At 40.9% G+C, this 26,892-nt stretch carries 18 protein-coding genes; 9 read left to right on the top strand and 9 right to left on the bottom strand.

Annotation, left to right across the window (positions count from 1 at the left end):
* Window positions 1-146: 146 nt before the first annotated feature.
* The 4 genes from V7K41_RS05010 to V7K41_RS04995 all read right to left on the bottom strand — a co-directional run bounded on the left by V7K41_RS05010 (window position 147) and on the right by V7K41_RS04995 (window position 3,970).
* Window positions 147-2,225 carry a glycoside hydrolase family 10 protein gene (locus V7K41_RS05010; RefSeq protein ID WP_334846076.1) on the bottom strand — a complete coding sequence of 693 codons (2,079 nt, stop codon included), beginning with the start codon at window positions 2,223-2,225 and terminating at the stop codon, window positions 147-149.
* A 176-nt stretch (window positions 2,226-2,401) separates the two neighbouring features.
* Window positions 2,402-2,959: an HdeD family acid-resistance protein gene (locus tag V7K41_RS05005; protein ID WP_334846074.1), complete on the bottom strand. Its 558-nt coding sequence runs from the start codon at window positions 2,957-2,959 to the stop codon at window positions 2,402-2,404.
* A gap of 183 nt (window positions 2,960-3,142) precedes the next feature.
* Complete coding sequence (locus V7K41_RS05000; protein ID WP_334846072.1) at window positions 3,143-3,694, bottom strand: alpha/beta hydrolase; 552 nt, start codon at window positions 3,692-3,694, stop codon at window positions 3,143-3,145.
* A 60-nt stretch (window positions 3,695-3,754) separates the two neighbouring features.
* Window positions 3,755-3,970 (bottom strand): bromodomain-containing protein, encoded by a 216-nt coding sequence (locus tag V7K41_RS04995; protein ID WP_334846070.1) that lies wholly within the window; start codon window positions 3,968-3,970, stop codon window positions 3,755-3,757.
* 924 nt (window positions 3,971-4,894) lie between these two features.
* On the opposite strand from V7K41_RS04995, the gene V7K41_RS04990 reads away from it, so the two are divergent.
* Window positions 4,895-8,212 (top strand): PAS domain S-box protein, encoded by a 3,318-nt coding sequence (locus V7K41_RS04990; protein WP_334846068.1) that lies wholly within the window; start codon window positions 4,895-4,897, stop codon window positions 8,210-8,212.
* 690 nt (window positions 8,213-8,902) lie between these two features.
* The gene (locus V7K41_RS04985) at window positions 8,903-9,994 is read left to right on the top strand and encodes a hybrid sensor histidine kinase/response regulator (RefSeq protein ID WP_334846066.1); all 1,092 of its coding nucleotides are present in this window, start codon (window positions 8,903-8,905) and stop codon (window positions 9,992-9,994) included.
* Window positions 9,995-10,118: 124 nt separating this feature from the next.
* Here the strand turns inward: V7K41_RS04985 and V7K41_RS04980 are convergent, their stop codons facing one another.
* Window positions 10,119-11,423, bottom strand: coding sequence for a dihydroorotase (locus V7K41_RS04980; protein ID WP_334846065.1), 1,305 nt, complete (start codon window positions 11,421-11,423; stop codon window positions 10,119-10,121).
* A gap of 258 nt (window positions 11,424-11,681) precedes the next feature.
* Window positions 11,682-13,034, bottom strand: a complete 1,353-nt coding sequence (locus V7K41_RS04975; protein ID WP_334846063.1) for a histidine phosphatase family protein — start codon at window positions 13,032-13,034, stop codon at window positions 11,682-11,684.
* 532 nt (window positions 13,035-13,566) lie between these two features.
* Between V7K41_RS04975 and V7K41_RS04970 the strand changes: the two genes are divergently transcribed.
* Window positions 13,567-18,078: a DUF4347 domain-containing protein gene (locus V7K41_RS04970; protein ID WP_334846062.1), complete on the top strand. Its 4,512-nt coding sequence runs from the start codon at window positions 13,567-13,569 to the stop codon at window positions 18,076-18,078.
* A gap of 663 nt (window positions 18,079-18,741) precedes the next feature.
* On the opposite strand, the gene V7K41_RS04965 is transcribed toward V7K41_RS04970, so the two are convergent.
* Together V7K41_RS04965 and V7K41_RS04960 are read right to left on the bottom strand one after the other, a co-directional pair.
* Window positions 18,742-19,095 (bottom strand): hypothetical protein, encoded by a 354-nt coding sequence (locus V7K41_RS04965; RefSeq protein WP_334846060.1) that lies wholly within the window; start codon window positions 19,093-19,095, stop codon window positions 18,742-18,744.
* A gap of 150 nt (window positions 19,096-19,245) precedes the next feature.
* Window positions 19,246-19,398: a hypothetical protein gene (locus V7K41_RS04960; protein ID WP_334846058.1), complete on the bottom strand. Its 153-nt coding sequence runs from the start codon at window positions 19,396-19,398 to the stop codon at window positions 19,246-19,248.
* 455 nt (window positions 19,399-19,853) lie between these two features.
* On the opposite strand from V7K41_RS04960, the gene V7K41_RS04955 reads away from it, so the two are divergent.
* The 6 genes from V7K41_RS04955 to V7K41_RS04930 all read left to right on the top strand — a co-directional run bounded on the left by V7K41_RS04955 (window position 19,854) and on the right by V7K41_RS04930 (window position 25,001).
* A complete protein-coding gene (locus V7K41_RS04955) occupies window positions 19,854-20,249 on the top strand; it encodes a hypothetical protein (RefSeq protein WP_334846056.1) in 396 nt (131 codons plus the stop codon).
* Between the two features lie 675 nt (window positions 20,250-20,924).
* Window positions 20,925-21,266, top strand: coding sequence for an NINE protein (locus tag V7K41_RS04950; protein ID WP_334846055.1), 342 nt, complete (start codon window positions 20,925-20,927; stop codon window positions 21,264-21,266).
* 24 nt (window positions 21,267-21,290) lie between these two features.
* On the top strand, window positions 21,291-21,992 hold the full coding sequence (locus V7K41_RS04945; RefSeq protein WP_334846053.1) for a helix-hairpin-helix domain-containing protein: 702 nt from the start codon (window positions 21,291-21,293) through the stop codon (window positions 21,990-21,992).
* 444 nt (window positions 21,993-22,436) lie between these two features.
* A complete protein-coding gene (locus V7K41_RS04940; protein WP_334846109.1) occupies window positions 22,437-23,675 on the top strand; it encodes an acyl-CoA dehydrogenase family protein in 1,239 nt (412 codons plus the stop codon).
* Entirely contained in the window at window positions 23,665-24,414 is a 750-nt protein-coding gene (locus V7K41_RS04935; protein WP_334846051.1) for a PIG-L deacetylase family protein, read from the top strand. The genes V7K41_RS04940 and V7K41_RS04935 overlap by 11 nt, the downstream gene beginning before the upstream one ends.
* Window positions 24,411-25,001 (top strand): SAM-dependent methyltransferase, encoded by a 591-nt coding sequence (locus V7K41_RS04930; protein WP_334846049.1) that lies wholly within the window; start codon window positions 24,411-24,413, stop codon window positions 24,999-25,001. Before V7K41_RS04935 ends, V7K41_RS04930 begins: the two co-directional genes overlap by 4 nt.
* A 227-nt stretch (window positions 25,002-25,228) precedes the next feature.
* On the opposite strand, the gene V7K41_RS04925 is transcribed toward V7K41_RS04930, so the two are convergent.
* Complete coding sequence (locus V7K41_RS04925) at window positions 25,229-26,437, bottom strand: glycosyltransferase family A protein (RefSeq protein ID WP_334846048.1); 1,209 nt, start codon at window positions 26,435-26,437, stop codon at window positions 25,229-25,231.
* Window positions 26,438-26,892 lie beyond the last annotated feature (455 nt).

Raw genomic sequence — 26,892 nt, 5'->3', positions numbered from 1 at the left:
TTCCAGCATAAGTGTTTGAGCGGGTGATGATGGTTTTAATGCCGCAGTTACACTATTATTGTCAGACTGGTTTTATCTTGAGGAGTCAGACACTATTTGTCAGTTGTCTCCATAAAAGTTATCGGGAATCTGGGCAGCACTTTTGTTCAACTAACTGTAATAACTGTTCCCACACTCTCGTTGGCTAATCTATCCACTGCACACACGGCATAGGTTCCCGCTTGTTGGACGGTAGCGAAGGTTGTGCCAGCAGACAAAATTCGCCCAATTGTCCAAGTATCGCCACTCAGCCGATAAAGTGTCCAGGAACGAACTGGCTGATTATCTCCAGGCTGCCAACTTAGTTTGCGGTTATTGACTTGTAGTCCAATGGGTGGAGATGGTGGTGTTGTATCCTGCCAAGGCAAAGTTGGCGGTAGCGCAGGTTTGTTATAAAGCAGACTTTGAAATTTATCAGCAATGCCCTGACTATTTTCTGTCAAAACACTGAGATTAAAGAAAATATTCCCCAGTGACAACTGTCCAGCTTGGCTACGACTAATTTTCACCTGTTTTTCAATCTCGTCACTCTCCCGACTCTTGTTGCTTGGTTCTGTTAGATTGTTACCAGCATAAACGTGTCTTTGCTTTGTGTTTACCTGTGTCCACCACTTTAGCAACGCTGGATAACTTTGTTGTGGTTGGTCTGTGCGCCAGTAAAGTTGAGGAGCGATATAATCAATCCAGCCTTCTTCTAACCATTTTTTTGAGTCAGCATACAGCACGTTGTAAGCATCCAACCCAGTAATACCAGCGGGTTGTCCGGGGCGATAAATCCCAAAAGGACTGATACCAAATTTAACGTCGGGTTTGGTTGTTTTAATCCCCTGCCAAAGGCGCTGTACCATTTTGTTAACATTGTCCCGTCGCCAGTCGCCAAGGCTGAGTGTACCAGCAGCTGCTTTATATGCAGCGTAGGTTTTATCATCGGGGAAAGGTTGTCCCTCAATGGGATAGGGATAGAAATAATCATCTAAGTGAATGCCATCAACATCGTAGCGTTTCACTACATCGAGAATTACGTTATACGCCCTGTCCTGAACTATTTTTAGTCCTGGGTCCATCCAGCGCTGAGTTTTCCACAAATAAACGCTTTCTGGATTGGTCGCTGCTATGTGGGGAGGGACTGTTTTAGCTGGGTCGGTGGAGGTGCTAGCGCGGTAGGGGTTAAACCAAGCATGGAGTTCAAGATTATGCTTATGACATTCTGCGATCGCAAACGCTAAAGGATCGTAAAATGGTTCTGGTGCTTTCCCTTGAGTTCCTGTAATCCAAGCACTCCAAGGCTCTAATCTAGATTCATACAAAGCGTCTCCCTCTGGTCGCACCTGGAAAATCAGGGCATTGAAGTTTAGCGCTTGTAATTTAGTAATAATCTCGGTAAGTTCAGCTTTTTGTTGAGCAACAGAAAGCCCAGGTTTGGAAGGCCAATCACCATTCCACACAGATACTACCCATGCTCCCCGGAACTCCCGGCTATGATTTACCCTAACGCTACCGACAGGTGTAGGTGTCGGCGTTGGAGTTGGAGTTGGAGTTGGTATCGGTATCGGTATCGGCGTGGGCGTTAATATTGGCGGTTGCACTAAGTAACTAGAGGCAATTTTTTCTGCCTGACCTAAATACACCAAAGCTTGATAAATAATCACTGCTACATCTGCACGGGTAGCTGCGAGATTAGGATTGAGTAATTTGATATTTGGGTAACTAACCACCAATCCGGCGCTGGTGGCAATAGCTACATGATTTCTACCATACTCAGGAATTTGAACAGAATCTTGATAAATTTGTGAGAGTTTTGAGAGAAGGTCAGGTTTTACCTTAGTGGCAATTTCTAAGCCTCCTATCAAGGAAACCAAGACTTCTACTCTAGTAATTCGGTTAGCAGAACGGAAAGTTTTATCAGGAAACCCGCTAATAAATGCTTTTTCGTAAGCTGTTTTAATGGCGGCTGCTGCCCAATAATTCGTGGGTACATCAATAAAGGGAATATACTGCCGCTTCTTGGAAACTGTCCCAAATGCATTGGCGATGATGGCGGCAAATTCAGCACGGGTAAGTGAATTATCGGGGCGATAAGTGCCATTAGGCAACCCATTGACAATACCGCGTTGGGCTAAAGCTGTAATAAATGAGCGTGCCCAATGGTTTTGAATATCCGAGAATGGAGTAGCAATAGATACCATTGATGAAAAGCAGCTAGCTGGCCTTGATTTTGATTTCCTTAGTTAATTTAGCAATTTTGTTAGCATAGGTATAGCCAGCCGTAGGCATCGCTGCTGCAATGTCTTGTAAACTTTTTTGGATACTGGGGATTGGGAATTAGGCATTTAGAAACCTTTCCCTATTCCCTATTCCCCACTTAAGGTAGTTCCGCAGTTAAAGTAGAACGCCCACTCAACGCCAGCATCACACGTGAAATGCCGGTGAAAATAATGCTGACACCAACTAATGTCCCAATCAGCCAAGGCGCATTGAAGGGCCACTGGAACCAAATTATTGCACCTAACACGAGGGTAATAATGCCATTAGCTAATATCCACGTCCAGTTTTCTTGTGGACGCAACTTGAATGCCAGAATTAACTCGAATGTGCCTTCAGTCAACAAAAATGTGCCAAGTAACAGAGTCAGTGTGAGAACACCCGTATAAGGGGAAATAAACAGCATAATGCCGGTCGCAATATAAAGTCCACTCAAGAGAAGTTTCCAAATAAAACCTCCTCTCTCGCGGGTTTGAGTGGCATAAACCACTTTTGTAAATCCGGCGAAAATCAAAATCGCGGCAATCCAAGTTTCAGCGAATAAGGTGGTGAAATTAGGCGCTGCGATCGCAATAATCCCCAAAACACTCAGGATAACACCACTTATCAGTGACCCATTCACATTCTTGTTAGTATCTCTAGAAACATCGCTTGTCATAAAAATCCTTTTCCTATTCTTAGACTAAACTCTACATTTAGGTTAGGGAATTTCTAAGTAACAGCGTATGAACCCTAAGATAGACTCATCAGTATTAATTTGATCGCGATCGTGACTAAAATTTACGACTATTGAGATACTAAATCAATCATCTGATAACAACTGCATTGTCTTTAAGTAACCCTATAAAAGTTCTGCAAGATTGCTTAGGCGTTCATAAACAGAGATGAGACGATCTCCTTCAAGTTCAACAGAAGTATTTGGATAATTCTGAATAGCTCCAAGTAGTGTAACTTCACCATTTTGTTTAATAGATGCACTTAAAGCACTTCGCAAAGCCTGCTGATCTAGTTGTCCTGCGGGAGGGTGAACTACCTCACCAATTTGATTAACTAAAATTGGCCCTGCCCAACTAGACAGTAAGCTATTTAAAAAGGCAGCATTAGCTTTTATTGGAGCTTTCAGTGCCTTACGAGCTACTGCGGGGTCTTGTTGCGCCGCCTGTAAATAAGCTGTTAATGTTGGGGTAGTTTTGCCAGTTTCTGTAAACTGACTTAATTCTTCAACAGATATTTGCCCCTGAAAAGTACCATACTTTAAAACGACTTGCTCGGCAGCATTAGCATTAGTAGTTGAGAATAGAACAATAGTGCCTACACCTAGAGCTACTGTCTGAGTGAGTAAGTTAGTAAATTTTTTATTGTTTAATCGACTAAAAAGTTGATAAATCTGCATTTTGTTAAACTTGATAATGGTATGGAGTAGACATAGGCAAAAAATGCCTATGTTTTAGTATTAAACCTTGTCATTAGGCGAAGCTGCATGAGGTAGTATGGATTTATCTTCGTCTAAAGTTGATGCAGGTACGCCCAAACGCTTCCTTGTAGTTTCTTCAGCAAGCTTTCGGTCTTGTTCGTTCTCGAACTGACTCTCATCTAACAAATGAGGATTTTTTGCTGCTTCATCTCGGCTTGGTCGATAACCATTTTTCCACCTGTACTTCCAGTCCATAATTTGAAAGGCAGATATACTGCAATTTGATTTCCTAGTTGTTTATATTAGACGCTGAATGGAAAGTGATACTCCTGCTATGGGTTGAAGAGGCTCATTCAGAGGGTATAAATTTAACATCATCTTAGAGTAAGAATACTCTATAACCCTAATTTTAAGGTAATTATGAAGTTGCGATCGCAACTCTATGAACGCCAAAATCCTATTCCTCCAAATACGAAATCTTCTTCGACCGCTTGCAGCAGGGTGAATATGACCATCCTGTGTATTTGGCTATGGCACTGGAGAATCTTGCTAACCAGGTATGGCATGAGGTTGACCAAATCTACCCTGGCTGACAAATTGCATCTGCAAGGGATAGGCTAAAACTGATACAAATCCAATCCAATTACAGCCGCGATCGCTTTTCATTGAGAATTGAAAGCTTAATGAAACAGGGCCGTGGGTTGAGTGACGAATTTAACCTCTCAGGGTATATCTTCAGTTAGTTCTATAATTTCATCTTCAAATGCCAATCCTACATCAATTCCCTGGATTGACAATAAGTTTGACTGTCAATACAGTAGTAGAACCTGGCAGGATAACAAGTGTTGGGATTCTGAACATAATCCGATGTTTTAAAGCTTAGTCCTTTGCTCAAACTTTATTTTTTACTTAGTTCTAATTACTCTGATTACAGTTAAGCTGCATCTACCTTAAAAACCGTTATTTTTTGAAATTAAGAAAAAACTCAGAACTCAAGCCATGAACAAATAATATACTTCTACTAAAAAACCAGCTTTTACAATAAATGGGATTTAGTCAAAATAATATAAAATATTTATAAAAATTTAAGAAAAATAATCCTAGAAAACACTGATGCTTTTGAATTAATTATGAGCAAAAATATTATTTACTTCTTTATTAAAGATAATTCTATACATAATGTTTATTAACTCTCTCATCTCTGATAATTTACAACAGACTATCATTCGTCATCCACTCATTGTTAACTCTGAGATTATGCTTCCAGATGTGATTGCACTAATCAATGAGGCATCAGGTAATCACGATAGCTTGTCAATCAAAGATAGCAATTCTTTGACCAACTCAAGTAAAGATATAGCTAGCAACACATCTCAAGCTACCAGTTGTGTTTTAGTTATAGAAAACTCACAGTTGGTGGGGATAATTACGCAACGAGATTTAATTAAGCTGACAGCACAAGGTAAAAATCTAGAGGGTATCAGTGTTGCTCAAGTGATGACCAGAGAGTTAATAACATTGAAGTTAAGAGATTTTAAAGATGTTTTCACTGCATTACATTTGCTGAGGCAAAATCGGATTTGCCATCTGCCTATTATTGGGGATCGAGGAGAATTAATTGGATTAGTGACTCCTACTAGTCTGCTGACAGTTTCTATTCTACAAGCCGAACTTTACAATCATACACGAGTCAAACTTGTAGAACGCCAAAAAATCGAGGCAGAACTGCGATTGGAGCGTAATTTTGTTGCTACCGTTTTGAATCTAGCAGACGCTCTAGTGATAGTACTAGATTTTCAAGGAAAAATTGTTCGCTTTAATCATACTTGCGAACAAGCTACGGGTTACGCATTTGATGAAGTTAAAGGAAGATTTGTTTGGGATGTGCTGCTGTTACCTGAAATCACACAATGTATCAAAGATATTTTTCAAAATTTAGCTAAAAGAGAATTTCCTCAACGTTACGAAACTTATTTAGTTACTAAAGATAGCGATCGCCGCTTAATTTCTTGGTCAAATAAAGTCTTACCTAATCGTGATAATCAAGTTGATTATATCGTCTGTACAGGCATTGACATTACTGAAAGCCGAAAAGCACAAGAGGAACTCCAACAGACTCGCAACTTTTTACAGTCGATGATTAATAATCTGCCTGTAGCCGTCTTTGTTAAAGATGCAAAACCAGAAAGTTTTGGGACAGTCAAGCTATGGAATCATACCTGCGAAAATATTTTTGGTATTACAGCAGAGCAGGCTATTGGCAAAACAGATTACGAATTCTTCCCGAAAGAACAAGCAGACTTTTTCTGCCAAAAAGACCTAGAAAGTTTTGCTAGCGGTTTACCTCAAGATATTTCTGAAGAACCTATTGACAACCCTAGTTTTGGTAGAAGAATTTTACACACGACTAAAATTCCTTTGTATGACAAAAACCAACAACCCGAATACCTGTTGTGTATTTCTGAGGATATTACAGAATATAAACGAGCAGAAAAAAATCTGCAACAAGCAAAAGAGCAATTACAAACGGTTTTAGATGCAGTACCTGGGTTTGTTTCTTGGGTAAATGATGATGGATATTATTTAGGGGTTAATCGCCATTTAGCTGAAAGTTTTAACTTGACTCCCGATGCTTTTGTTGGTCAAGAATTGGGCTTTATGGAAAACAGCCCGCAATTTACAGAATTTATGCGTGAATTTTTAGCTAGGCAAGATGTAGCAGATTCTAAGGTTATCGATGCCCAAATCAATGGTAAAATATGCAATTATTTGCTTGTAGCTCAAAAATATCAACAAAACACAGCCGCTGTTGCAATTGGAATCGATATTACAAAACGCAAACAAGCTGAAATAGCCTTACAAAGTTTGATAGAAAGTACAGCTTCTACGACTGGACGTGACTTTTTCCCAGCATTAGTTGAGCATATTTCTTCTACTTTAGATGTCCGTAACACCTTAGTAAGTGAGTTAATTGATGGGCAAGCTCACACTTTAGGATTTTGGTCTGATGGGCAGTTACAACCGAATATTTGTTATGACCCAAAATCAACTCTATGTGAAATTTTGCTTAAGCAAGGATTTTACCACTGTAGTTCTAGAATTCAGCAGTTCTTTCCTAATGCTAAAAGATTAACTGCTATGGAAGCTGAAAGTTCTATGGGAGTTATTTTGAGTGATGATTTTGGTCAACCAATTGGCTCACTATGCATAGTAGATGACAAACCCATACCTGACCAACATAAATTTGAAGGAATTCTCAAAGTATTTGCAGCCAGAGCATCTGCTGAACTGCAAAGGCAACGAGCACAAGAAGCTCTACAAAAACTCAATCAAGATTTAGAAGTCAGGGTTAAGCAACGCACTTTAGACTTACAACAAAGCGAGGCAGAACTTAGAGCTATTTTTAATCAAGCAGCTGTGGGAATTAAACTAGAAACTTTAGATGGTCATTTTCTTAAAGCTAATCAAAAGTTGTGTGAAATTTTAGGCTATAGCCAAGAAGAAATACTAAAGAAAAACTTTAGAGATATCACACATCCAGAGGATATACAAATCCATCTAAATCATCTGCAAAAATTAATAGCAGGAAAGGTAGAAACATTCTCTATTGAGAAGCGCTATTTACATAAAAATGCTGATGTAATTTGGATAAATCTAACGGTTTCGCTAATTCGAGATCCAATTGGTAAACCCATTTATGCAATCGGTGTAGTTAAAGATATACGCGAGCGCAAACAAGCTGAAGAAAATATTTGTAAAGCTTTAGTAAAAGAAAAAGAACTCAGTGAGTTGAAATCTCGTTTCATTTCTATGACCTCCCACGAGTTCCGAACTCCTTTAGCTGTGATTGCTTCCTCTGCTGGAATTTTAAAAAGTTTTAGCCATAAACTAGATGAACAACAAAAACATAAACATCTCCAGTGCATTCAGACTTATGTTCAACACACTACGCAACTATTAGATGATATTTTGCTAATTAATAAGGCTGAAGCTGGGAAATTGGCATTTGAACCAACTTATATTAATTTAATTAATTTCTGTCGTTCTTTGGTAGAAGAAATTCAACTCAGTTCTCCCAAACATACCCTAGCCTTTTCTCCCCAGTACTTGAGTAATTCATCAACACACGATCGCTTTATGGCTTGTATAGACAAGAAGCTTTTGCGACAAATACTGAGCAATTTGCTTTCAAACGCTGTCAAATACTCACCAGATGGTAGCAATGTTCAAATTGATTTATTAGTTCAAGATGAAAGCGCAGTTTTTCTGATTCAAGATGAGGGTATTGGTATTTTACCAGAGGATCAACAGAACTTATTTGAACCATTCTACCGAGCTAGTAATGTTGGTAATACGCCAGGAACTGGATTAGGTTTGGCAATAGTCAACAATTGTATAGACCTTCATAGAGGAAGAATTACCTTTGCTAGCCAGGTCAGAGTCGGTACGACATTTAGGGTAGAACTGCCACTAATTATAAGTGATTTCCTCAATTAAAAATATCTAATGTGTTATTAGTAAAGAATTTTAGGGAACAATAAATTGCGGTATATTGTTTGGAATCTAAGGTAAATTCCCAAGTTTTTAAGCTGAATAATCAGTTTTAGCAACTGCATTTACTGCGTCTATAGATATCACAAAAACTGTAAGAGAGCCAACACATAGGATAAATATGCAACCAGGTTTTACAAAAACTTTTACAAGACTTAGGCAATCCGCTTTCAAATATCAATATGGCAATCTATATGCTGAAAAACTCAATCAGATGTTGAGTGCGATCGCTACTTGAGTATCCTACAACAAGAGTAGCTAGAAAAATCATGTTTTTGAATGAAATGAATAACTTACAAACACTACTAACCCCAGAAAATGCCAAAACTTTGCAAAATTTTAATTTGCTTAACCATAGTAAATAGTATAGTTATACAACAAGCATATTTAAATATTTCAGCGTTTGTACTTAGGGCATAAATAGGCTTATACGGTATTATTGACAATTAATTTTTATTGTTTAGCAAGATAAGCTTTATATGAATATAGCGTTTCTTAAGCAACTGAAGTATATCCAAATCTTGTTTACTAAGGTTAGTACCTTTGAAAACATATCTTACTAGGTCGAAAATTGCTATACAATATCATGCAAGACCAATAAAATAAAACTGATATTTTTATTTTTACTAATCATAGATGAATACAATTTTAATTATAGAAGACGAACCTCAAGTAAGAGGAAACATTCAAGAAATTTTACAACTTTCTGATTTTGAAACTTTGATAGCTGCAAACGGAAAGATTGGATTAGAAATTGCTCAATCAAAATTACCTGATTTAATTATTTGTGACATTATGATGCCTGAATTAGACGGCTATAGCGTGCTGTCTGCTTTACGTCAAAATGAAGTAACTATCGATATTCCTTTAATATTTGTTACTGCAAAATCAGAGCGTTCAGATTTTCGTCAGGGAATGGATTTTGGGGCTGATGATTATTTGACTAAACCATTTACTCCTGAAGAACTACTCAATGCGATCGCTTCTCGTCTTCATAAACACGCTTTGGTTGAGCGCCAAGCTCAAGCCAAACTAGACGAACTCAGAATGAATATTGCTCACTCATTACCTCACGAACTGAATACGCCTTTAAATGGTATTCTCGGTATGTCACAGTTGTTAATAGATAGTTGTGGCATCATGCCTGACTCTGAAGAAGTCGAAATTGCCGAATTAATTTACAGATCCGCCAATCGCTTGAATGCACTCGTTCAAAGGTTTTTATTATATAGTAATCTGGAATTAATAACTAAAAGTCCCGAAAAAACTCGTCAAATTAAAGAAAAAAAAGATAGATGTTTTACTGAAAAAATTATTAGTGAAGTCGCTCTCAAAAAAGCTACAGAAAACTGTAGAGAAAAAGATTTAAAGCTAGATATCCAAGAATCTCCAGTACAATTACCACAAGAAAATTTGAGTATTCTTATTGAAGAATTAGTAGAGAATTCTTTTAAATTTTCTTTACTGAACAGCGAAATCAAAGTTATGAGTAAAATAGAAGGTAATAAATTTAATTTATATGTAATTGATAATGGCAAAGGGATGGCAATTGAAGAGATTAATAAAATTGGAGCTTTTGTACAATTTAATCGAAAGTTATGGGAACAACAAGGCTCTGGTTTAGGACTGGCTATTGTTCAGCATATAGTTAAATTATATGGTGGTGAATTGACAATTGTTAGCATTCCTGAAAAAGGAACTACTGTAAATGTTAGTTTGCCTTGCTAGGGGATGCTTACAAATATAACTACAGTAAAATATAAATTTACAAAATAGTAATTCAGAGAGTAAAGGAAATCTATCTTAATCTTTTAGGATATTAGTTATATTCCGTAGTTTTAAGTATGCTTTTTCAACACCAAGTTTGCACAACATGACCCTTTAACTGCTGTCCTAACCAAGGTGTATTTTGTGAAAGTGTATAAAGACTTTTACGTTCGACTTTCCAGGTTTGCTGGGGGTCGAATAAAGTAAGTTCTGCTGGTTGATGAGGTACGATCGCACTTACTTTTTGCCCCAAACACTCTGCTGGATTGGTACTCAATGCCCGCCATAATTCTAAAGCTGTAAATTCCTCAGTTTCAACGAGATATTGCCACAGTAAAGGTAATGCTAGCTCTAAACCAATTGCCCCAGCGGGTGCTTCGGCAAAGGCTTGGACTTTTTCTTCGTAGCTGTAGGGTGTGTGATCGATAGCGATCGCATCGATTACACCCGCACGTACCCCTGCACGCAACGCCGCCATATCACTGGGATTACCTAAAGGCGGATCTAAATGCAAGCTGGTGTGATAACTCTTAACTGCTTTGGTATCAAGTAAAAGGTGCATCCAGGTGGTGCTGGCGGTGATGGGTAAACCAGCCGCTTTCGCTGAAGCGATTAATTCCACGCTGCGATTTGTAGAGACACGCATGATATGGATTGGTGTGCCGATGGCTGCAACCAATTCAAGCATTGCTGCGATCGCAGTAGTTTCAGCGCTGGCGGGTATTGGAGGTAAACCAAAACGCAGAGCATCTGTCCCTTCTCTCATTACACCATTGGCTGTTAACTGGCGATCGCTAGGCCAAAATGCTACTGGTTTACCCAATGGCTGGAGATACTCTAACACTCTCCGCACCAGCGCTAAATTTTCTAAAGGTTTACCATCAGTAAAACCAACAACTCCAGCAGACGCTAAATCTGCCAATTCTGTCATCTGCTTCCCAGCAACATCTACGGTGATAGCACCCCAGAGATGAAGCAGGGGAGCAGGGGAGCAGGGGAGCAGAGGGGACAAATTCTTCTCTGCTCCTCTGCTTTTGTGCCCCTCTGCCCTTTTCTGCTGCAACTGTGCCACAAGCGCAGGGTTATCAATAACTGGGGATGTATCGGGTAAAATGCTAACTCTGGTAAAGCCGCCAGCAGCAGCAGCTTGTAAGAAAGACAAGAGGGTTTCCCGTTCTTCAAAGCCAGGTTCACCAGAGTGGCTGTACAAATCAACTAATCCAGGGCCGAGAACTAATCCCTGACAATCTTTGATTTGAGTATCGGAACTGATATCAGAAATGTGCGAAGCCACTTCTCGGATATAACCATCAGTAATCAGCACATCAAAGAGTTCGTCGATTTCAGAAACAGGATCAATTACCCGTACTTTTTGCAGCAGTTCAGTCATAAAAGTTTTTAGTTATGAGTTAGGAGTTAAGTAGGTAGGCATAATTAAACATAAAGTAAAATCTTAGTTTGTAGCGAGCGATTCATCGCTTAAAGCAAGGATTATTAGGACTAAAGTCCTTACTACAAACTTTAATTTATTTACGTCTAGCTACTTATGAGTTATTTGTTCTTCAGTCATCGCTTCTAACTTTATTCCTCATTCCTCACTCCTAACTCCTAACTCCTCACTCAGCACTCAGCACTCAATACTCAGCACTCACAATGCCCCCGCTGCTGTTTTATCTAGTACGCCTCCACCAAAGTGATAAGTGATGTTCATCGCTTGCAGTACTGGTAAACCATCGATTCCAGCAGGGTAGTCGATAACACTGACTGCACCATTACCCTGGCGAAAACTCCAGAAATTTTCCAGCGATAAACCCAGAATGTGACAAAGCAAGGTTTTGTTAGTAGCGTCATGAGCTACTACTAATACAGTTTTGAACTGATTATTTGATGCTGCTTGCAGAATTGATTGCCAAGCTGCAACGCTGCGCTCCCACACCTGTTGCAAATTCTCCCCTTCAGGCATTTGGACTTGCGTTGGTATCAGCCGCCATCGCTGCAATTCTCCCGGAAACTCTTGCTCTATCTCTGTTTCTAATTTTCCTTCCCAGAGACCATGACTGATTTCTCTTAAACCATCTTGCAATTCTAACTTTACATTCGGATGTTGTTTTAAGATAATCTCTGCTGTTTCTTTAGGGCGCAGCATTGTGCTACTGCAAGCATTATCAATTGCTACTTCTTGGAGAAATTTGCTTGCTTTTTGTGACTGTTGTCTACCGTTATCGTTGAGACGGACATCAATTTGTCCTTGAAACCTGGTTTGGCGATTCCAGTCGGTTTCACCGTGACGCACTAGTAACAATCGTACTCCTTGATGATCCGGTCGCAATGAAGGTAGAGTTTCTCCGGTGTGTTGCGTCTGATTTAAGGATTCTAGCTGGACTGGTTCGCCCAATCCTCCAGCAAAATTTAATACGGTGATGCCACAGTTAGATTGCTGTATTGAGTGGTAACGACTGGGGGGGATTCCTAACGCTGTGCTAATTAAGGCGCGATTAATTCCGTTATGTCCCACGATGAGAATAGTTTCACCTTGATGTTGGGACAAAATTTCTTGCCAAAACTGCCGTGCTTGTTCGTATAAAGCAAGAACGGGAAAATGTTCTCTTGTTCCTTCTGCATCATTAAGCAGCATCCGCAGTTTGTCGGGGTGTTGATGCCAAGTGCGGTAGTCTTCAGCAAATTTTTGCTTAACTTCAGCAGTCAGCAATGCTTCCCATAAAGGTAGGTCGATTTCTAGCAGCAAATCAGAAACTTGGAGTACAGCAGATTGTTTAGCCTGAGTAGCTAACTCACTATGGATAATATCTGCTGTGTGTTTCGCTCGTTGTAAGGGACTACTGTAAATCGTATTAAATAAGATATTGCTGAGGGCTTTGCCTACTTTACTGGCATCGTTACGACCTTTTTCGGTTAATGTTGACGCATCAGTGCGTCCTTGGATACGCCGCTCGGTGTTATAACCGCTTTGACCGTGGCGCACAATGATGACACGAGTCATCTCAAAGCCCTCCTCTATCTTGACGATTAATTTTACTGCAAAACGATTGCATAATTATCGACTCAGGAAGGCGGATTGAGTCAGGTGCAAAACTTTATTCTGTTAGAGGAGGCAGTACGATCGGCAAAAACTGCCGTTGTCTGAACGATATTTTCTAATAAAGCTATTTTGATTTAAGTAAAAATATTCCCCTGAATACTATTACAGATAACAGTGACAAAGTACTAGGTACAATTTAGGAATTATGCCTAGTACAGCTTGGCAAAAGTAAGCAGACCATTAAAAGCTACGAAAATTCGGCAGACTGCAAGGCTTAAAAATGGTATGTGTATTTACGCCGCATGGTACTAGTTCATTTATGGGCGCTCTTGAAATATTGCTTTACAAAAACAGCAATTGGCCTGATGATAAAAAAGGAAATTAATGGTAAAAAATAATTCATTATTACTGTTAATAACTGTGTGAAAACCCTGTAATGACAAAGCTTCAGTCAGTTTTAGTTGAACTCATAACCTTAGTTTAAGCTAACAAAATGGCAACGTTACATACTCCACACTTCCAATTAAATTCCGTAATTCCCACCTTATATACGCATAACCTGGTCTTCATTGACACGGCAGTTGAAGACTACCAGAGTTTAATTAACGGTGTTATCCCCAACAGCGAAGTATTCGTTATTGACCCGACACAGAACGGTGTTAAGCAAATTACGCAGATTTTGGCAACTCGCGCTGACCAGGATCTTAGTAGTATTCATATTGTTTGCCACGGTGCCCCCGGTAGCTTGCAACTGGGTAACACTCACTTGGGACTTGATACCCTTGAATACCATAGCCAGCAACTGCAACAATGGCAGAAGATATTTTCCACCTTATCTAAAACCGTTAAACCATTAGTTACATCTGCTACAACAGTAGCCAACTTACTCATCTATGGTTGCAACGTAGCTGACGGCGATCTGGGGGCAGAATTTATTGCCAAACTGCACCAACTTACGGGAGCGAATATTGCTGCTTCCCGTCAGCGGATTGGCAATGCGGCATTAGGAGGTAACTGGGAACTGGAAGTACGCACCAGTGATATGGAACTGACTCTAGCGTTTTCAGAAACGACGCGGGAAGCTTACGCGGGAGTACTGGCAACCTTTACGGTAAATAGTACCGGGGACGCAGATGATGGCGATCCGAATAATGGTATCACGACACTGCGGGAGGCAGTTAACTTAGCTAATGCTACTGCTGGGAATGATGCGATCGCCTTTGGAGGAGTGTTTACTGATACCACCCCAGATGTAATAACCCTCACCTCTGGAAAACTGACCATTACCGATGATCTGAGCATCTTGGGAACTGGCGTATCTCAGCTGACTGTGAGTGGTAATAATACTTCCAGAGTATTCGAGATATCGGGACTAGCGACAGGTGTTACTATTGATGGCCTGGCGATCGCTAGCGGCGGTATTCAAATCAATTCAAATTCCATCCTCAGCCTGACAGGAAGCAGTATTTCTGGCAATACAGAGGAAAGCGGCATCTCTAATAACGGCATCCTCAATCTAACGGGAAGTACTGTCTTTAGTAATACTAAAGGCGGAATCTATAACAGTAGCATCCTCAGCCTTACGGGAAGTCGTGTTTTTGACAATACGGGTCACTTCGGCGGTGGCATCTATAATGACGGTTCCAACGCAAAAGTCGCTACTCTCAAGATAACGGCAAGTACTGTCTCTGGCAATACGGCAAACTACGGTGGCGGCATATACAATAAGGGCGGTACTCTCAACATAACGGCAAGTACTGTCTCTGGTAATACGGCAAACTCCGGCGGCGGCATCGTTAACGGAGATGATGGTGGCTATGGTGGCGGTTCAGCTACTCTAACTAACAGCACCATCTCTGGCAATACGGCGACTGATGAAGGTGGTGGCATCTATGATTCTGGCAGCTACTCAGGCGACAACCTCACTCTGATCAACACCACAATTACTAGCAACATAGCCGACTCAGATGGCAATGGTGGGGGTGTTGCAAATTATGGTAGCCCCATGAAGGTTAGTAACACCATTATTGCAGGTAACTTTGACAACTCCACCTCCGGTGATATACACCCTGACGTGTCCGGTGACGTCGCTGACTTTGGCAATAATTTGATTGGCGATAATACTGATAGTACTAACTTTACCACCAGCACTCTCGTTGGCACAATCGCCAGTCCCATTGACCCAAAAATCGGGCCACTGCAAAATAACGGTGGGGCAAGCTTTACTCATGCCTTACTTGCAGATAGTCCCGCTATTAATGCTGGCAATAATTCCCTAGTTCCTGCTGGTGTCAGCACCGATCAAAGAGGCGCTGGATTTGACAGGATATCCGGCGTTGCAATTGATATTGGTGCTTATGAAGTCCAGCCTACCATAATTACGCTACCGGATAATCCCGATCCCCTCGTACCCACCATCAGGATCATCGCAACTGATAACACTGCCGATGAAAACAGTGGCGATACTGGCATTTACCGCATCAGCCGCAGTAATAGCAGTGGGGCATTAACACTTAACTTCTCTGCCAATGGTAATGCCAGTATCGCAGACTACAACCTCAGCGTGAGTGGCAACCCTGTCAGCGGCAACAGTATTGTGATTGCTGATGGGCAAAGCTATGTAGATATCACCCTGACGCCTGTCAATGATATTCAGGCAGAAACGGCAGAAAATCTTACCCTCACCTTGGCAGCAGATTCAGCTTACCAAATCGATAATGTGGATTATAGTGCGACGGTGGCGATCGCAGCCAATGATTTCGTTGTAACTAATACCAACGATTCTGGAGACGGGTCGTTGCGGCAGGCTATCCTCAATGCCAATGCTACTACTGGGACAGATATTATTACCTTTGCAGGAGTTTTTGGTGATGCCACTCCAGATACGATCGCCCTCACCACAGGGAAACTAACAATTACCGATGATATTACCCTTTTGGGGACTGGGGCAGCAAACCTGATCGTCAGTGGAAATAATGCCTCCGGCGTGTTTGAGATATCGGGGACAGGGACAGATGCCAGCATTGATGGCTTGAAGATTGCTAATGCTAACGATCCCTTTGGCGGTATTTTGCTTAATAACAATACTAGCCTCAACTTGACGCAAAGCATTGTCTCTGGCAACAGGGGGGCGGTAGGCGGCATCTTTAACAAAGGCACTCTCACTCTGACGGGAAGCACTGTCTCTAATAACATTGGGTCATTCTTAGGCGGAGGCATATTTAACAAAGGCAACCTCAGCCTTACACAAAGCATTGTCTCTGGTAATAACTCCTCTCCCGTCGGTGGAGGCATATTTAACATAGGTACTCTCAGCCTTACAGAAAGCACTGTCTCTGGTAATGGGGTTTACGCCAGTGGTCAGTCTCGTTATGAACCTGACCCTTACCCCTCATACGGTGGTGGCATCTTTAACTCTGGCAGTGTCAGCTTGAGTAATAGCACTATCTCTGGTAATTCAGCACTTTCTGGAGGCGGCATATCCAACTCAGGCAGCCTTAACATTACCAACAGTACTGTCTCTGGCAATAGGGCAAGTGGAGGGGACGGTGGCGGCATCTCTAGCTCAGGTATCCTCAATCTGAACAGCACCACGATTACCAATAACACCGCAGAAGACCTTTACAACTGGGGGGGCGGCACTGGTGGAGGTGTTTCTGGTGGCGGGAGTGTGATTGTTGCGAACACCATCATTGCAGGCAACTTCAACAACAGGAATCTCTACGGCGGCGACATCAACCCCGACGTTTCCGGCGACTTCACCGACGACGGTAATAACCTGATTGGAGATAACACTGGTAGCGCTGGTTTTACTACCAGCAGCATCGTTGGCAGCAGCGCCAACCCTATCGATCCCAAACTTAGCCCACTGCAAAATAACGGTGGTGCAACCCCTACCCATGCCTTACTTGTAGATAGTCCCGCCATTAACGCAGGCAATAATGCTCTGATTCCAGCAGGTATCACCACTGACCAACGCGGCGCTGGATTTGACAGAATATCTGAGGGTACACTTGACATTGGTGCATTAGAGTTCAACGGTTTGATTGGAACCAGTGGCGCTGATAATTTAGTGGGCAACAACTACGCTGACATAATTGATGCTGAAGGCGGGAACGATATCATCACAGGTAATCAAGACAACGACTTCCTAACTAGTGGCGGTGGTAAAGATAAATTTGTTTACAACTTAGGTGACGGTGTTGATACTATCAGCGATTTCGGTGAGTTAGGAAAAGGCTCAAATCCATCGGCAGCAATCGTTGGCGAATTAGATACACTCAAATTCCAAGGGGCTGGATTGACTGCCCGAAATCTGCTACTCACCCAGAATAGTAACAATCTGGAAATCACTTTTGAAGGCGTAGCTGATGACAAAGTTATCCTGCAAAACTTTGCCCTGGAAAACTTAGACAACCTTTCTAGCGTCGGCAATATCCTGTTTGATGGGCAAAGCAGCATTCGTGATAGCTTTGATGTCTTTAATGCCAATTCCACCCAAAGCACCGTCTTCAACAAAAACACAGTCACCTTTGTCAATGACCTGAACAATAATGTCAATGGCTTTGATAACTCAGATGATGTCATTAATGGTCAGGGGGGTGATGACCGCATCGACGGCAAGAGTGGCAATGACCTATTACGCGGTGGTACAGGTAATGATACCCTACTTGGTGGTGCTGGCGATGACATTCTTATTGGTGGTACAGGTAAAGATATCCTAACTGGTGGTAGCGGTCATGACCAGTTCATCTACCAAACCTTGACCGTTCCCAGTGATACAATCACTGACTTTCATCAGAGCGAGGATAAGTTAGTCCTCACTGATCTGTTTAAGAGTCTGGGCTACACTGGCAGCAATCCCATCGGTGATGGCTACCTACATTTTGTACAATTGGGTACTTCTACACAAGTTAGTTACGGTAAGGATTACACTGACACATTTGTGACTTTGGATAATTTCACCGCGACAAATCTGGTAGTCGGTAGTAATGTCTTTGTCTAGTGCTCAGATTTAGCATAGTATGGCGGGAATACACTTTTGCCGGACATCATTAGGACTTACGCACAAGTTACGGAATAACGAACCGCAGAGGCACAGAGAAGCCAGTGCGTTGGGCGGGTTCCCCGACTTGTAGCAACTGGCGCGGCACGGAGAAATCAGAGTTTGAGAGATATTTTGCGTAAGTCCTAATCATAACTAGTGGTCTGTGTCATTAATTCTGAGGGGTAAAGGAACGAACCACAGAGGCGCAGAGAACACAGAGTAGGAGAAAAACAGAGAGATTAAAAATGAGTTTACCTAGCAAAATTAATGGGACAGACCACTAGTAGTGGTCTGTCCCATTAATTTTGCTAGGTGAATCAGTTTTAAATTTCTCTTCTTTACCTTTTAACTTCGCGCTCTTTGCGTCCTTCTCCCAAGGGGAGACGCTAACGCGAATGCGGTTCGTTCTCTTAATTCTCAGAATTAATGGGACAGACCACTAGTACAATGTCTAACCTAGTTTTAAGGGTTTGTAGTAAGGACTTTAGTGCTTAGAAAATTAAGGACTAAAGTTCTTACTACAAACTTGCTTACCCATCAATTTCAAATTGACAGACTATTAGCAAGGATTTTGGGAAACGCATAATTAATTAAAACTACAGCGTCAGCCTTTATACCTGATTATTCTCTCCTTATATCTAGCTGTACTTGCAGTCCATCATTGTCACTGCCTGACTGAGCTGGTGTTAAGAAAACCGAAGTGTCTGGCTGTGATAATGATTCGTTAAAGCGGATTTGGGCTGGAGCTTTATTGTCTCTTCTATTATTGTTGGAAATACTTGCTGGATTCGTTTGCTCAAAAAAACTTCTAAAGTCATCTTGGGCTGTTTTCCGATCGATTCCAACTAGAGAATCACCAGTTAATCTGTATTGTCCGGGATTTGAGTTTGATGCTGGTGATTGGGCATAGACTTGGCTTCCTAAGCTTGTAAAGGCTGCCGTAATCCCCAAGAAAGCAATAATTTTGGCGTTCATTGTTTTATCCAAATTATTTTTAATATTGCTTGTCTATTATTCTCTGGGAAAAATATTTTGATTAACTCTATCGTTAGGTTCAACTATAATAATTTTATTGCCTATATACTTAGCGTGTCAATGATTTTTGCTATTTTAGGTATTAACAAGTTATAGCTTTGGCATCTCTTTGGAAGTTGGATTATCTGGTTCAGTTTCTTTGCGATCGCAGTTAAGTTCGTTGAGATATGCCAGCATTAAATTAAGGATATTTAACCCGGATTTCTCACAAGACTTTAAAAAATAGAGGTCAAAAACTGCCAAATTTATGTTGCAAAAGGATTCTAGCAGTTTTAAGTATGGCAAGTGGACGAAGTGGACGCGCCTTTAAATAAAATAAATCCGTGTCATCCAGTTTATATAAATGATTTTTTCTCACAAGTGAGAAATCCGGGTTAACAGTCGCAGTAGAGCGATCGCTTGGGTAAAGCTGTTTAATGACCATCACTACAATTTTCGTTACATTATTACAAATTTGTTACTAAAATAACGAATTTAGTTACCATCACGACGATTTTTGTTATAAACATCATAATTTTCGTTACAATGTTACGAATTTAGTTACCATCACGACGATTTTCGTTACAAACATCCTAGTTTTAGTTGATATTACTGAATATATTGTTATAATAAACACTAAATTTTGTGGGTTTTACCCAACCAAAATTAGGCTTTATTAAGGCAAGCTAGCTCTAGAACACCATAAAAAGAACATAATTATGCCTCGTCAAAAGCGTACATATCGCGTTCTAGAAAAAGCTGAATTGAGAATCGCCGGACTTAAAGCAATCGATCCCAGCATGGATTTTGGGGATGCTCGCAACTTGCAAAATGTTGCACAAGTAATTCAGCAGTACCGCAGTAAAATAGATGCTTATAATACCACTCTGGCTGTAATTGACTCTTATAAAAGTGAGATGAAAGAGTTGGAAAAAACTTTGAGCGATCTGAGTGAAAAAATGCTCCTGGGAGTTGCCTTTAAGTACGGTAAAGACAGTCATGAATATCAGATGGCGGGTGGTGTTCGCAAAAGCGATCGCATCCGTAAAAGCAGAGCAACACGCTTGAAAGCGACTTTAGAGGAAGCAACTATTAAGGATGCTACAACTGCATAAAAGCGCCTCAGACTTAAGTCTGCACTATTGAAACAAAGCCTGTTTTTAGCAGGTTTTTAGGCACGAACAGGAATTATGCAGAGTAGAACAAGAACTGCTAATCGCTGTCGTGCTTGAATTTTACATTGTTCTCTTGTCTAAAACACCAAATAAGGCAAAACTTAAGTGATTTTTTCTGCTGTGCATTTTACTTTAGTCATCAGAAACTTTACGTAACTATATCGATGTAACTATAAGTAAAGTCGGTAAAATTCGTGAGGTTTAACAGATAGAAATTAACTACAATTAGCTTTAAATAACAGTCAATATCTGTTAAGCCAAGCAAATTTGTAATAACCGCTCGATTGTTTATAAACAATTATTGCTCAACATAATTTTATCTACTGATGAGCAACTTGAATAACCAAAAACTCAAATTTAAACTTCATCAGTTGCGTTTAGTTCCATATCTAGCAATTGGTTCTCTGATTTTTTATTTCAATTCCAACCTAGATTTAAACTACATAGTTAAAGGATATTTAGTCTTAATGGAATCTCAGCTATGTATAATTGTTATTCATTTTTTGACAGCAAGGTTTGCTAGTAAACCACATAAATAATCAAAAAGCGTCAAAAAGTTTTTTTGTATTATACGCCAATAAATATTTATTAGATTTTATTAAGTAAGGAAATACCATGAAGACTAAATCTACAGCAATTCTGCTTTGCTTTTTTGGCGGAGGGCTGGGTATTCACAAATTTTATTTAGGAGAAAATGTAGCAGGGATTTTGTACTTATTGTTTTGCTGGACTTGTATTCCAGCTTTAATAGCCTTTGTTGAGTTCTTCGGGCTAATTATAATGTCAGATACCGAATTCAATACAAAGTATAATCGAGGTCTAGCAAGCGCAGGTGGAGCAGTATCTGCTAAAGATGCAACCAGTGCCTTAGCTGATTTAAAAACTCTTTTTGATTCTGGGATAATTACTGCAGAAGAGTATGAGGAAAAGCGGCAAAAACTTCTGAAATCTTTGTAAATTCAAATCATAAGTTGATTTACCGTGTCACAATCTAAATCTTGGTTCCAACAAACTCCTGCTTGGGTGTGGTTATCATTAATTCCGACATTTGGGGGATTTGCTATTGCCTATGCAGGTTATAAATCCAAGACTAATACTTGGATTGTCATAGGAATTAGCACCTCTACTTTAGCTTTAGCTTTATCGGCAAATAGTTTAGCAGTTGCAATCTGGCTAGCCCAAATTGGCGTTGCTTTCTACCTGAAAAAATCTTATTTAGTTAAAACTTATCCAAAAAACTTACCAATTCCCGAAGAACAAGAGCTAGCAAAGTTAGTTGCTAGTACTCGTGATAAGGTAGATATTAATGAATGCTCTAAACATGAACTAGTTAACTATTTAGGGCTACCGATAGTTTATGCAAATAACATCGAATCATTGATGAATGAGGGATATGTTTTCACTCATGTAGAAGAGTTAATCGAAATAGCCGGAATTCCCGAAAAGCAGGTAACTCGAATTACACCACTAATTACTTTTAGCTACAACTACAAAAAAGAAGCTGATTTTTCTTGGAAACGATTAAACACATATTCAATTGATGAATTGATTAACTGTGGATTAGATGGAGCGATCGCAGAACAAATTGTTGCCGAAAGGCAGCAACGAGGTGAGTATAAATCATTGATTGACGTAAAGCAACGCACTGGATTACCATTTACTACTTATCGTCACATAGCTTAGTACAGCTCGTCAGAAAAAAGGGTCAAAATTTTATCAAGGAGCCGAACTAAAATACTTAATGATTTCTCTTCACATAACCTGATAACTGCGGCTTGATTTCTGTCCCTTTTTAATCACGTTCTGTACTTAGTTCGTTGCCTTTGAACTTGACTTTACAAGGGAACTGTCTAAGCTGCGTTAATATTCAGTCTCTTTCTTTGGTAGAATTGAGAGTAGCGAGTAAAGATGACCAATGTTGATAAGTTTATTACCTTATCTTGTATTCGGTTGATAAATATACCTACCTTCAACTAACGTCCTAGCGTCAGGACGCGGTTGAAGCGTTGTATCAGTTGTAAATAAGTAAAAAGTTCGTTATTTAAATTTTCCTCCTTTTTATTGAGTATATAATCACACAAAAGATAGAGGTATTAAACGACTTAATTTCATTATTATCAACAATGCATAAAGAAAGATTATACAAAGGAGTCGGTTATTAGCATCCAACTATCACAGAATGTCGTTATTCCTAAATGGCATGATTCTAACATTACTCTGGATCTCAAACGTGCCACAGAAATTGCTGATTATTGTGCAAATAACGCCAGTGTAATAGATTATAATGGTGCTTTTCCCAAGCACGAGTTTGAGTTAATTGCTAAGGCTGGGTTGTTGGCTGCACCATTGGCGAAAGAATTAGGCGGATGGGGTGCAGGAATAGATGCTAGTGTTACCTACGAGCTTCTAATACTATTAAAACAGATAGGGCATGGCAATCTAGCAGTTGGGCGAATTTATGAAGGACATATCAACGCCCTGCAACTGATTCAGACTTTTGGTACTGTAGAACAAGTTACAAGCTACGCTCGTGACGCCCGCGAGGATCATAAAATATTTGGCGTTTGGAATGCCGAAGCATCAGATGGTGTTAAGGTAATTCCTTGTGAGAATGGACGTTATCGGTTGGAAGGTTCTAAAACCTTTTGTACTGGCGCAGGCTATGTGGAACGTCCTTTCGTGAATGGAGTATTGCCAGACGGCGGTTGGCAAATATGCATTGTACCGATGGACGAAGTGACAACAGTTAGTGACCCAGCTTGGTGGCAACCTTCTGGGATGCGAGCTACTGCTAGTTATAAAGTAGATTTTAGCGATGTAGAGTTGGATCGGAGCGCTTTAATTGGACAGCCAGGAGATTACTATCGACAGCCTTGGTTATCTGTTGGGGTGATTCGGTTTGCTGCTGTGCAATTAGGTGGGGCAGAAGCACTGTTTAACCTGACTCGCCAGTATCTCCAGGACTTGGAATATACGAACGATCCATATCAAAAAGAACGGCTGGGCAGAATGGCGATCGCCATTGAAAATGGTAATCTCTGGCTGCGGGGGGCTGCGGATAAAGTAGCAGCGTATGCACCTATATTTGGTGGCTATCCCACAGTTCCCCACCCGCAAGCAGACCAACTCGTTGCCTATGCAAACATGGTGAGAACAGCAATTGAGCAAATATGCATTGATGTAATGCAGTTGTGCGAACGTTCTGTTGGGACTCGTGGCTTAATGCCACCAAATCCGATGGAACGCATCATCCGAGATTTGACTCTGTATCTGCGTCAACCTGCTTTTGATGCATCCTTGGCAAATGTAGGGCAGTATGTTCTGGGTGAAAGTAATCCTGCTAAATTGCTTTGGAATGATGAATAAATCTAGGTTGATTGGATTACCACTAAGCAATCCGAGTGGTTTGCCCTGGCGTTCAATTAACGAGATCGCTTGTAGTTCCGCACTAATTGTCGCACCTCATCCTGATGATGAGACGTTAGGTTGTGGGGGTGCGATCGCTTTGTTACGATCTTTAAATTGTTATCTGCAAGTATTAGTTGTCAGTGATGGTACACTTTCACACCCTCGCTCTCGGAAATATCCCGCTGATAAACTCCGGGCATTGCGGGAAACTGAAACGCTATCAGCAATGAAATTGCTAGGTGTAGAAGGAAATGCTGTCACCTTTTGGAGAATGCAAGATGGGTCAATTACAACACAGTATCAAAGTGCAGTAGCTAGTTGTCGTGCTTACATTACAGAAGTCGCCCCACAAATTATCTTTTTACCGTGGCGATATGACCCTCACGCAGACCATCGAGCAACGTGGAAGTTAATTAAAGCAGCGCTGGATGATTTGCGCTTATCCCCCCGATTGATTGAATATCCTATTTGGGATTGGGACTGGGAGCAACGCGGGAGTCTGCCAGCATCTCTTGAGGTGACAACCTGGCGGTTAAATATTAGCGCAGTAGTGGAGTTGAAACAACAAGCGATCGCTGCTTATCGTTCCCAAATTACAGACTTAATTGACGACGATCTAGAAGGCTTTCGCTTAACTCCTGAAATGTTAGCGAACTTCACTCATCCTTGGGAAGTTTATATAGAGGAAAATCTATGAACCCGTCACAATCCGACTCCTTACCACCCAGCTACTTCGATAAACTCTACAGCGAAAATCTCGACCCGTGGAGATTTGAGACAAGTGAATACGAAGCTAACAAATATGCTGCCACAATCGCAGCTTTACGCAAAGAGCGCTATCGGTCTGCCTTTGAAATCGGCGGTTCGATTGGCGTTTTAACTGAGAAACTGCAACAGCGTTGTGACTCACTCCTCTCGATTGATGTATCAAAAATAGCTCAGGATAAAGCAATAGAGCGCTGTCAGCATCTCTCCAATGTCAAGTTCCAGATTATGCGTGTCCCAGAGCAATATCCTGATGAAATGTTTGATTTAACTCTAGTCTCGGAAGTTGGCTATTACTGGAGCTGGGAAGACTTGAAAAAATCGCAACAGTACATTTTAGAACACCTAGAACCTGGAGGACATCTACTTTTAGTTCATTGGACACTCTATGCTCGTGATTATCCGTTGAGTGGAGATGAAGTTCATAACTCGTTTTTTGAGTTGACACCGAATAAACTGCGGCATTTAAAAGGTCAACGCGAGGAAGAATATCGACTTGATTTATTCGAGCGAGTCTGAGAAATAAAATGAGTCTTATTTTTTGCTGTTTAGTTTTACCTATTAGAAGAAACGGCTTTGGATCTCCCTAAGCGTTACTCTAGGGGAACTTCAAAAAATAAATTATCCAATTTATGGAATTAAAACGACTTTTCCTTGCCTTGCTAAGAGTTCCCCTGCTTAAAAAATGATCGGATATTTTTTTTGGAAGCGTTGCCCTACTTTCGGGTAACGCTTCCCCTTAGCAATTACTGACGCAAACTCTCAAGACGCAAGCGCAGATCCCCAATTGCTTGTTTAATATCCACGTATTTCCAGCGCGAAGCCCAAGTTTGTTCTTCTTGCTGGCGTTCTTCGACTAGTTCAAACAACTGACCAAAGGAATAAGGTTGCGTTAATTTCTGGACAAGCCATTGGGCTGAAACTCCCAGCATCTCTGCCAAGGATGTGACACTAGGATAACATGGCTGATAGCCATTGAGAGCGCACCACCACATCAGTCGTAATTGGCGACGTGCAACAAAACGAGTTTCGATAGCCGCTGCTGGTTCGACTACAAATGCTTGCTGTTGCCGTCCCATTTCTATCCATTCATTTAGTTGATTTGCTAAACCAACATTAGTACGTCCGATTTGTCTTGCCGAAGTTACTACCCGCACTAGCAAACTGTGGCGGAAACGGGCATTTACCCGTACCAAGGCACGGTAAAAAGCCACATCTTCAGGAGTCCGCACTGGTGGTAAGCCTCCTGCCAGTGCATACATTTCTGCTGTTACTGCTAAACTTGCTCCATAGTGTTGATAGTGGCGAGGAAAGCTGTCATAGGGGTCGGGATCGAGATAAGTTTCTAATTCGCTAATTAAATAGCGGTAGCCCACTTCACGCAGAAAGCAAGCTCTGGCGTAAGGGTCTAAAGCCGCACGACCAGCACGCTCAGTGATAATTCGCCCACCGACAGCATCAGCACCACAGTTAATTTCGTACAGGTTGGCAGCAATCCAAGTTGGGCTTACTTGCGAGTCTCCATCAGTTGAAGCAATTACCCCCCTTGTACGTCCTAAACTAGACAAACGGCGATATGCTTCATCCATCAAAATCTGCCGCACTCGACCAATATAGGCTTGTGCAGGTGGTAGAGTTTTTTCAACTACATGCAGTGCTATATCTGGATGTTGCCCCGCGAAACTCCGAGCTATAGCTGCTGAATCATCGCTACAATTATTTGCCAACAAAATTATTTCGTAGCGTCTGGGATCTAAAAGCTGTCCTTGTAGATCAACTTGATGTATTAAGGCAGTAAGGGTTGCTACCAATGTCTGAGCTTCATTGCAAACTGGAACAATTACACAAACTTCACAATGCGGTGAAGGCGGTATTTGGACTAAAGTTTGAGAAGAGTCTTTATCAAGTTGTACAGATGGAAAGTCAGCAACGAGGAGTAAGCGCTTACTTTCCATAAAAACCATTTTTCCATCTCCAGGAACAGCGACACAGGATATTCATCTACAATCGGAAATTATTAGTAATTTGTAATACTATTTTGAATGTTCTTTGATTTACTTGGAATCTACCTACAGTAGGTAGATCGAAAAATTTTGGAGTTTGAGGAAATCAGAAAGGTTTCGGCCAATGCTTTTGGGCTGACAAAAGCGTTCGTTTGCGATCGCAGAAGAGTCCATTTACAACAGAGTTATAGCAGGAGGCAGGAGGCAGGAGGCAGGAGGCAGGAGGCAGGAGGCAGGAGGCAGGAGGTAAAAGTATTACTATTCCTAGCTTTCATGCTTTTAAAATGTCCTAACCTGTGTGACTACGGCTATACTCGAAAAGTAGATTCTAAGTACATTTGAATTAATATTAATTCTCAGGTAACTCCAAATATTAAATTACTCAATTCCTCCATCCAAGACGACTA

This window comes from Nostoc sp. (genome assembly GCF_036917415.1).
GTDB lineage: Bacteria > Cyanobacteriota > Cyanobacteriia > Cyanobacteriales > Nostocaceae > Nostoc.
This window is presented reverse-complemented; position numbering and strand designations above follow the sequence as displayed.

Excerpts from the sequence above, each read along its gene's own strand:
- V7K41_RS05010 (WP_334846076.1), bottom strand. The coding sequence starts at position 2,225 with ATGGTATCTATTGCTACTCCATTCTCGGATATTCAAAACCATTGGGCA.
- V7K41_RS05005 (WP_334846074.1), bottom strand. The coding sequence starts at position 2,959 with ATGACAAGCGATGTTTCTAGAGATACTAACAAGAATGTGAATGGGTCA.
- V7K41_RS05000 (WP_334846072.1), bottom strand. The coding sequence starts at position 3,694 with ATGCAGATTTATCAACTTTTTAGTCGATTAAACAATAAAAAATTTACT.
- V7K41_RS04995 (WP_334846070.1), bottom strand. The coding sequence starts at position 3,970 with ATGGACTGGAAGTACAGGTGGAAAAATGGTTATCGACCAAGCCGAGAT.
- V7K41_RS04990 (WP_334846068.1), top strand. The coding sequence starts at position 4,895 with ATGTTTATTAACTCTCTCATCTCTGATAATTTACAACAGACTATCATT.
- V7K41_RS04985 (WP_334846066.1), top strand. The coding sequence starts at position 8,903 with ATGAATACAATTTTAATTATAGAAGACGAACCTCAAGTAAGAGGAAAC.
- V7K41_RS04980 (WP_334846065.1), bottom strand. The coding sequence starts at position 11,423 with ATGACTGAACTGCTGCAAAAAGTACGGGTAATTGATCCTGTTTCTGAA.
- V7K41_RS04975 (WP_334846063.1), bottom strand. The coding sequence starts at position 13,034 with ATGACTCGTGTCATCATTGTGCGCCACGGTCAAAGCGGTTATAACACC.
- V7K41_RS04970 (WP_334846062.1), top strand. The coding sequence starts at position 13,567 with ATGGCAACGTTACATACTCCACACTTCCAATTAAATTCCGTAATTCCC.
- V7K41_RS04965 (WP_334846060.1), bottom strand. The coding sequence starts at position 19,095 with ATGAACGCCAAAATTATTGCTTTCTTGGGGATTACGGCAGCCTTTACA.
- V7K41_RS04955 (WP_334846056.1), top strand. The coding sequence starts at position 19,854 with ATGCCTCGTCAAAAGCGTACATATCGCGTTCTAGAAAAAGCTGAATTG.
- V7K41_RS04950 (WP_334846055.1), top strand. The coding sequence starts at position 20,925 with ATGAAGACTAAATCTACAGCAATTCTGCTTTGCTTTTTTGGCGGAGGG.
- V7K41_RS04935 (WP_334846051.1), top strand. The coding sequence starts at position 23,665 with ATGATGAATAAATCTAGGTTGATTGGATTACCACTAAGCAATCCGAGT.
- V7K41_RS04930 (WP_334846049.1), top strand. The coding sequence starts at position 24,411 with ATGAACCCGTCACAATCCGACTCCTTACCACCCAGCTACTTCGATAAA.
- V7K41_RS04925 (WP_334846048.1), bottom strand. The coding sequence starts at position 26,437 with ATGGAAAGTAAGCGCTTACTCCTCGTTGCTGACTTTCCATCTGTACAA.